The sequence below is a fragment of the Myroides odoratus genome (assembly GCF_001549985.1).
Taxonomy (GTDB): domain Bacteria; phylum Bacteroidota; class Bacteroidia; order Flavobacteriales; family Flavobacteriaceae; genus Flavobacterium; species Flavobacterium odoratum_A.
Genome location: NZ_LROZ01000006.1, coordinates 224,345 through 231,778 on the forward strand (window position 1 = coordinate 224,345; position 7,434 = coordinate 231,778).

Here is a 7,434-nt window from a genome sequence, read left to right on the forward strand (position 1 = left end):
ATGACGAAGTATAAAGTAGGAAAACTAGTTATTGCCCTTGTTGCACTTGTTTTTTTTAGTTCATGTGAGAAAGATTCTAATAACGGAAATACGGATGAACGAGAGTTTATCGTAGCATTTGATAATCCATCGATTCCCTATAGGGAAATTGAAACAACAAGAGAAATTAAACTTGTGTTTTCTGATGTTGCTCAAGAAGAGGGCTCAGTAGAAATTCAAATTATTCCGAGTAAAGCAATCTATGATGTTGATTTCTCTACTTTGCCTAAGGCAACAGGTGATAAATTAATCGTGCCAATTGCAAAGGGAACAAAGAGCAGTTCTTTTACCTTTGAAAATTTAATTTTTCCTTATGATCGAATGGATAAAACCATTCAATTCAATATCGTAAAGATTAATTATGCGGCCAAAACACCTAAAATTCAAGGCTATAATGTCATGATGATTAGCTTTGATACTTCTTTGGGTGGAATTATGACACCAAATGTTGGAGGACCAACTCAGCCGAATCAGGTGTATGTTGATTTAGGTGGAAAGGCGATGTACGAAGTAAAACGCAATTCATGGGATTTAGCTTTTGATAGTAGTGGTGAATTTAGAGTGCGCCTGAATGGTTCTGTCTATATGGCTGCAGGGGTTATTAAAGGAGTAAATGCTATTGATGATGTACGCGAAGACAATACCATCCGCGAGATGAAAAATGTAGTGAAGATTGGAACTTTTGATCCAGCGAACTTAGCATACATTGATGACCCATCAGGTGATGCTTCTAAAACTGCAATTTCTGCTATTTCAGATGTTGATGCAAATAATAAAGTGTATCTCGTTAATATGGGCTTTGACCCCGGAATGGATGCGGTTGAACCAGGATCGGTTTTAGTAACTGGTAAAGAGCGCGGTTGGAAAAAAGTACGTATTCTAAAACGTGAAGGAGGGTATTTATTACAATATGCTGATATTAATGATAGTACGCATAAAGAAGTAATGATTCCAAAATCACCAGGGTTTAATTTTACATTCTTTAGTTTCAATACCAATAGTATTGTACAGGTAGAACCAAGTAAAACAAAGTGGGATTTAAATTTTACAGTGTTTACCAATAAAGTCGATCAAGCAGGTGACCCGAAAGGATCTTACGGTTATTCCGATTTTATTGTGCACAATAGCTATGGAGGAGTAAAAGCATATAAAGTAATTATACCTGCGGGAGATAAGAATTTCTATAAAGCTTATAACTTGCAAAGCGTACAAGAAAGCGAATTGTCCGAAGATTTTACTACAATAGGTGGTACTTGGAGAGAAGTAGCCAACGCCAAGGTATTATATAAAAATGTGTTTTATGTCATCAAAGATGCCAAAGGACATTATTATAAAATGCGAATGCTCGATTTCTTCAATGAAAAGGGAGATCGTGGATATCCAAAATTTGAATATGCTCTATTGAGATAGAGATAGAAAATAGTTAAGAGTATATAGGGGTTAGTTGTCGCACTCTATATGTTGAATTCAATCGAATGGCAAATAGCTTTTTGTATTTGTTCTTTATTGAGTTGTTAGTTTATTTTTGTTAGGAAAACCCCGAAGTAGTCTTTCGGGGTTTTTCGTTTTAAATCTTTCTTTTTTAACTGCATAACAGAAAATAATATGCGCATATATTATGTGGACTCATTCTAAATAACTATCTTTGAGCAAAATTAAAAGGAATGAGTAATTTAGATTTAAATGAGGTAGCAAATCAACTGCGATGCCCTTCTGGACAAGCAGGTGAAGAGTTGGCAGAAGTAATGTTTAAATCAAATAGCAACATGATTTACAAAACTGTAGATCGGTTGCAATTGCATGAAGAAGAAACCGTTTTAGAAATTGGATTTGGAAGTGCTAAACATTTGCCTTACATTTTTTCAACCGCTCAAGGCCTTCAGTATTATGGCGTAGAAATCTCTCCCTTAATGTTAGAAATGGCAATGAAAGTCAAGGAGTCGCTGAGTCAAGAAAAGATTGAATTACAATTGTCGGAAGAATTAAATACGCTTTCTTATCCAGATAAATTTTTTAATCATTGCTTTTCCGTAAATACAGTTTATTTCTGGAAGGATCCCGTGAAGTATTTTACAGAGATTTACCGTGTACTAAAACCAGGAGGAAGTATTGCCTTGTCATATATACGAGAAGATTTTGCGCAACAACAGCCATTTGCTAAAGAAGAAGTTTTTCATTTTTACCGAACAGAGTGGTTAATCCGAATTATGACTAATATTGGTTATAGTCATGTAGAACGTTGGCAGTATATTGAAAACACACTAGATAAAGTAGGTAATAAAGTAATTCGACCTTTTGTTGTATTAAAAGGAAAGAAGTGAGTTTTAAGTTAGGTCTATTGTTAAAAATGAGTTTGCGAATTTTGTAAACGAGTTTATATTATTTTAACTTCGCGTAATTATATTACCCCAAAAAGGAGATTCAAACTGATCTCCTTTATTTATTCATAGACAACACACAAAATAATGGAATTATTACGTCAACGAATTCTTCAAGATGGTAGATGTTTTGAAGGAGGAATTTTAAAAGTAGATAGCTTTATCAATCACCAAATGGACCCCGTTTTAATGAAGTCTATTGGAGTAGAGTTTGTCCGTCGATTTGCTGGAACTAAAGTAAACAAGATCATGACCATTGAAGCAAGTGGAATTGCACCTGCAATCATGACAGGATATTTACTCAATCTTCCTGTGGTGTTTGCAAAGAAAAAGAAACCGAGCACGATGGAGCATATGTTGCATACGCAAATCCATTCTTTTACAAAAGATAGAACGTATGATGTAGTGATTAGCAATGATTTTCTAACTCCTGATGATCACGTACTTTTTGTGGATGACTTCCTAGCGTATGGAAATGCTGCTGTAGGCGTATTAGATTTGATAGAACAATCTGGAGCGACTTTAGTTGGAATGGGCTTTATCATTGAAAAAGCTTTTCAAGAAGGACGAAAGTTACTAGAAGAAAAAGGGGTTCGCGTTGAATCTTTAGCTATTATAGATGATCTTTCTAATTGTACGATTACAATTCGATAAAAATATAAAGCCTCTTCCTTGTGAAGGGGCTTTTTTATAGGGACTAGCTGCTTGGGAATTTAGATATGTTAAACTATTTCTATTGGATTAGTGTATTCTTTTTTTATTGATTACTTTAATAGCTTACAAAAACTAATTCACCAGATTAAATATTATGAATAAAAATATAGCCTATTCTTTCCTCGATTTAGCTGTTATTGGCGCCGAAAAATCGACGAAAGAAACATTAAACAATGTCTTAGTTACCGCTCAACATGCTGAGCAACTTAATTATACCCGTTTTTGGTTAGCTGAACATCACAATATGCCGCATATTGCAAGTTCTGCTACTTCAGTTCTGATTGGTTATATCGCAGGCGGAACAGAAAAAATACGCGTTGGATCTGGGGGGATTATGTTACCCAATCACCCTCCTTTGGTAATTGCAGAGCAATTTGGTACTTTGGAATCATTGTATCCCAATAGAATTGACTTAGGATTGGGGAGAGCACCAGGTACGGATCAGCTCACTGCAATGGCATTGAGAAGAAATGATACGATGAGTGCCAATTTCTTTCCACAGCAAATACAAGAATTAAAAACGTTTTTTAGTGCATCTAATTCAGATGCAAAAGTAAGAGCCTTTCCTGGAGAAGGATTGGATATTCCGTTTTGGATTTTGGGATCGAGTACGGATAGTGCCTATTTGGCTGCCGAATTGGGATTGCCTTATGCTTTTGCTAGTCATTTTGCACCAGATCAAATTCAAATGGCTGGAAAAATCTATAGAAATAATTTTAAACCTTCAACGCAACTAGATAAACCATACTTTATGCCTTGTGTTAATGCCATTTTAGCGGACTCTGCGCATGAAGCTGAAAAATTGGCGACTTCCTTTTATCGCATGTTCTTGGGAATTATCAGAAATGATAGAAAACCACTGCAACCACCTATTGAATCTATGCAAGGAATCTGGAATGTACAAGAGGAGGCTGCGGTTTACAATATGACCGCTTGTTCTTTTATTGGAACCAAAGAAGAGATACTACCAGAACTCAATCGCTTCTGTGAAGTACTAGAAGTGGATGAACTAATGATCACAACACCAATCTATGATTATGACAAGCGCAAGCACAGCATGCAGTTATTTGCAGAAGTCATGCAAAATTTGCAACAATCTTAATTTTGTGTGTATTTTTGTTGGACTAAATCAAAATAAATATGATCAAGAAAATTGGAACCTTCGTACTTCTTTTAACTGTATTGGTAGGATGTACTAATAAAACCACTTATATTGAAGTTGTACAGGATGATAAATTCAGTGTTGAAGTTCCCAGCACCATGCAAAAAACTAGAGCGCTAAATGGAGAGGCGACCCTTCAATTGCAAAATGTACAAGAAGAACTTTACCTGATTGCTATTAAAGAAAATAAAGGTGAAATTGATGAGTTATTCAAGGCAACAACAGGAGAAGAAGAAAATATATTCACTCAGTTTTCAGATACAACACTAGAATATTTAACTGCTACATTAGAAGAATTTGAACCAAGTGAATTAAAACTTCAAGATCAAACGATTAATAACTTGCCAGCAAGAGTAGTTGATTTTACAGCAAGAGTTGGAGGATTGGATGTTTATTATAAGTTTGCTGCTTTTGATGGAAAAGAAGATTACTATCAAGTATTGACTTGGACGTTAAAAGAATACAAAGACAAGAATCAAGAGCAAATGAATAAAATGGTTGACAGCTTCAAAGAAGTTGCAAAATAAAAAAAAGTCAGAGCAATTTGCTCTGACTTTTTTTGTTAGATTTTAGCATCTAATTTATTGTTGTTTTTGAATGCGGTTTTTTGATCAAACCCTTTCATCTTTAAATAAGCATCAATCGTTGCATCTTTTCCTCTAAATTCGCGATACATTTCATCAGATGGTTTTGTATTTCCTTTTGATAAAATCTTATCTCTGAAAATTTGTCCATTTTTACGGTTCATTCCACCGTTGTCCATCAGCCATTGGAAAGCATCATTGTCTAGTGTTTCTGCCCAAGTGTAAGAATAGTACCCTGCTGCATAGCCTCCTCCAAATACGTGATTGAAGAATGAAGAGCGGTATCTTGGGGGTACTGTAGTTAGATTAATCCCATATTTAGCTAAAGCTTCTTGTTCAAATGTAGCGACATCTTTTATATCAGCTGTAGATGAAATCGTATGCCACTCCATATCCAATAAAGAAGCACTTAAAATTTCAGTTAATCCATACCCAATATTAAAGTTTTGAGCCGCTTTCATCTTTGCAATTAAACTCTCCGGAATTACCTCTCCAGTTTTATAATGCTTAGCATAGTTGGTTAATACCTCAGGTAAAAAAGCAAAATGCTCATGGAACTGTGATGGTAATTCAACAAAATCACGAGATACACTTGTACCAGCAACAGTTGGATAGGTTACATCTGATAAAAATCCATGAAGCCCATGTCCAAATTCATGGAACATTGTGATTACTTCATCTGGAGATAATAGGGTTGGTTGACCTGCCGCAGGTTTCTGGTAGTTACAAACATTGTAAACAACAGGAGCTTGGTTTAATAATTTCGATTGTGTGACGATACTACTCATCCATGCACCTCCGCGTTTCGATTCGCGTGCATAAAAGTCAACGTAAAATAATCCAATCGGACTTTTATCTTCATTGAAAATTTCAAAAACACGTACATCTTCTTGCCAAACAGGAATATCCTTGCGTTCGTGAAAAGTAATTCCATATAATTTTTCAGCCATAAAGAACACACCATGCTCCAATACAGCATTCATTTCGAAGTATGGTTTTACTTCATTTAGATTCAACGCGTATTTCTGTTCTCTAATTTTCTCAGCATAATAATCCCAATCAGCTGCGGTCAAAGTAAATGGATCAGCTTCTTTATTGATTAGGTCTTGAATTTCCTTCGCCTCTTGTGTAGCTGAACCAACTGCATAAGGGCTTAATTGCTCCATTAATTTTTTTGCTTGATCTGGTTTCTTAGCCATACTGCCTTGTAGGCTCCATTCCGCATAGTTTTTGAAACCTAATAATTCCGCTTTTTCTGCGCGTTTCTTTGCAATCGTAATTAAAGTCTCTCTTGTATCATTGTCATCTCCTTTTTCTGTGCGATTCCAACCTGCATCAAATAACTTTTTGCGTGATTCTTTCTTGTGTAAAGAAGCAGCAATTGGTTGTTGTGTTGTATTATTTAAAGGAATAGCGTATGTTCCATCTTCCTGTTTGAATGCTTCTAGTTCAGATTCAGTTAGGCCATCTAATTCTTCTTTGGTGAAGATAACACTTCCAGATTTAGTAGCAGCTAACAATTGATCCCCAAATTTTGTAGTAAGTGAAGCCAATTCCTGATTCAGTTGCTTCAGTGTTTCTTTTTGTTCCGGTTTTAAGTTAGCCCCAGAACGAATAAATTCTTGATAGTATACATCAAGTACACGCGCTTGCTCACTTGTTAATCCCAAAGAAGCTTGTTGGTCATGTAGTTGTTTTACTCTTTGAAAAAGAGCATCGTTAAGGTATATCCCATCATTATGTGCCGCAAACTTTGGTGATAATTCTTGGTTAATTGCTTTAATCTCATCATTGGTATGTGCACCGACTAATAAATGAAAAACAGAACTTACGCGTTTCAATAAAGCATTAGATTTTTCTAATGCTGTAATTGTATTGTCAAAAGTAGGAGCTTCTGTATTTGCAGTGATTGCATCAATGGCTTCTACTTGGCGACGCATACCTTCTAAAATAGCAGGTTTAAAGTCTTTGTTTTTTATTTTTTCAAAATCGGCTGTTTGATAAGGTAATGTACTTTCAGCAAAAAATGCATTGCTCTCATCCCAATTTGGGTTTGCATCAGCTTGATCTGGATTTTGTTTGCACGAAATACTAAATAAAGTTATCCCCGTTAAAGTACCTACAATAGCTTTTTTTACATACATAATAAGTAAAGTTTAAATAAATGAAATCCAAAGATAGAAATATATTATGAGAATTGCTTTTTGGTGAAGATGTTTGATGCTCTCCTTATATATAGGAATGCTTTTTTGTTTTTTTGTTTTTTGTAAAGATGTTTGATGCTCTCCTTATATATATAGGTAGGGTTGTAATGGCTATATATTCCAAACTTACTTTGTTTTCTACAAAAGGATAAAGGGTTTATTTCTTGGAAGGCTAAGCGAAAAAGCAAAAAAGCAAAAAACCGCCACAGCTTTTGAAAAAAACTTTTGGCTGTAAGAGGCGTTATAGTAGGTAGTTGCGATTTAAATCGGAAATACTTTAAAAAAAAGGTTGAATAAAGTTTGGAAGTGGCTAAAAAGTGTCTACTTTTGCATCCGCATTAAACAAGCAGACG

6 protein-coding genes are annotated in these 7,434 nt (G+C 35.1%); 5 read left to right on the forward strand and 1 reads right to left on the reverse strand.

The genetic code is table 11. The annotated features are described in order from the left end of the window. The 5 genes from AWV75_RS09145 (at nucleotide 1) to AWV75_RS09165 (ending at nucleotide 4,820) form a co-directional block, all read left to right on the forward strand. Complete coding sequence (locus tag AWV75_RS09145; RefSeq protein WP_060874054.1) at nucleotides 1–1,449, forward strand: HmuY family protein; 1,449 nt, start codon at nucleotides 1–3, stop codon at nucleotides 1,447–1,449. A 254-nt stretch (nucleotides 1,450–1,703) separates the two neighbouring features. Then, complete coding sequence (locus tag AWV75_RS09150; protein WP_060874055.1) at nucleotides 1,704–2,360, forward strand: class I SAM-dependent methyltransferase; 657 nt, start codon at nucleotides 1,704–1,706, stop codon at nucleotides 2,358–2,360. A 144-nt stretch (nucleotides 2,361–2,504) separates the two neighbouring features. Further along, nucleotides 2,505–3,071, forward strand: a complete 567-nt coding sequence (xpt, locus tag AWV75_RS09155) for a xanthine phosphoribosyltransferase (RefSeq protein ID WP_002987460.1) — start codon at nucleotides 2,505–2,507, stop codon at nucleotides 3,069–3,071. A gap of 154 nt (nucleotides 3,072–3,225) precedes the next feature. Further along, on the forward strand, nucleotides 3,226–4,233 hold the full coding sequence (locus AWV75_RS09160; RefSeq protein ID WP_060874056.1) for an LLM class flavin-dependent oxidoreductase: 1,008 nt from the start codon (nucleotides 3,226–3,228) through the stop codon (nucleotides 4,231–4,233). A gap of 38 nt (nucleotides 4,234–4,271) precedes the next feature. Continuing rightward, nucleotides 4,272–4,820 carry a hypothetical protein gene (locus tag AWV75_RS09165; protein WP_060874057.1) on the forward strand — a complete coding sequence of 183 codons (549 nt, stop codon included), beginning with the start codon at nucleotides 4,272–4,274 and terminating at the stop codon, nucleotides 4,818–4,820. Nucleotides 4,821–4,855: 35 nt separating this feature from the next. On the opposite strand, the gene AWV75_RS09170 is transcribed toward AWV75_RS09165, so the two are convergent. After that, nucleotides 4,856–7,021: a M3 family metallopeptidase gene (locus AWV75_RS09170; RefSeq protein ID WP_060874058.1), complete on the reverse strand. Its 2,166-nt coding sequence runs from the start codon at nucleotides 7,019–7,021 to the stop codon at nucleotides 4,856–4,858. Between the last annotated feature and the right edge of the window lie 413 nt (nucleotides 7,022–7,434).

Bases quoted from the DNA above. Each gene is read 5' to 3' on its own strand.
- AWV75_RS09165 (WP_060874057.1), top strand. From the start codon at position 4,272: ATGATCAAGAAAATTGGAACCTTCGTACTTCTTTTAACTGTATTGGTA.
- AWV75_RS09145 (WP_060874054.1), top strand. From the start codon at position 1: ATGACGAAGTATAAAGTAGGAAAACTAGTTATTGCCCTTGTTGCACTT.
- AWV75_RS09150 (WP_060874055.1), top strand. From the start codon at position 1,704: ATGAGTAATTTAGATTTAAATGAGGTAGCAAATCAACTGCGATGCCCT.
- AWV75_RS09170 (WP_060874058.1), bottom strand. From the start codon at position 7,021: ATGTATGTAAAAAAAGCTATTGTAGGTACTTTAACGGGGATAACTTTA.
- AWV75_RS09160 (WP_060874056.1), top strand. From the start codon at position 3,226: ATGAATAAAAATATAGCCTATTCTTTCCTCGATTTAGCTGTTATTGGC.
- xpt (WP_002987460.1), top strand. From the start codon at position 2,505: ATGGAATTATTACGTCAACGAATTCTTCAAGATGGTAGATGTTTTGAA.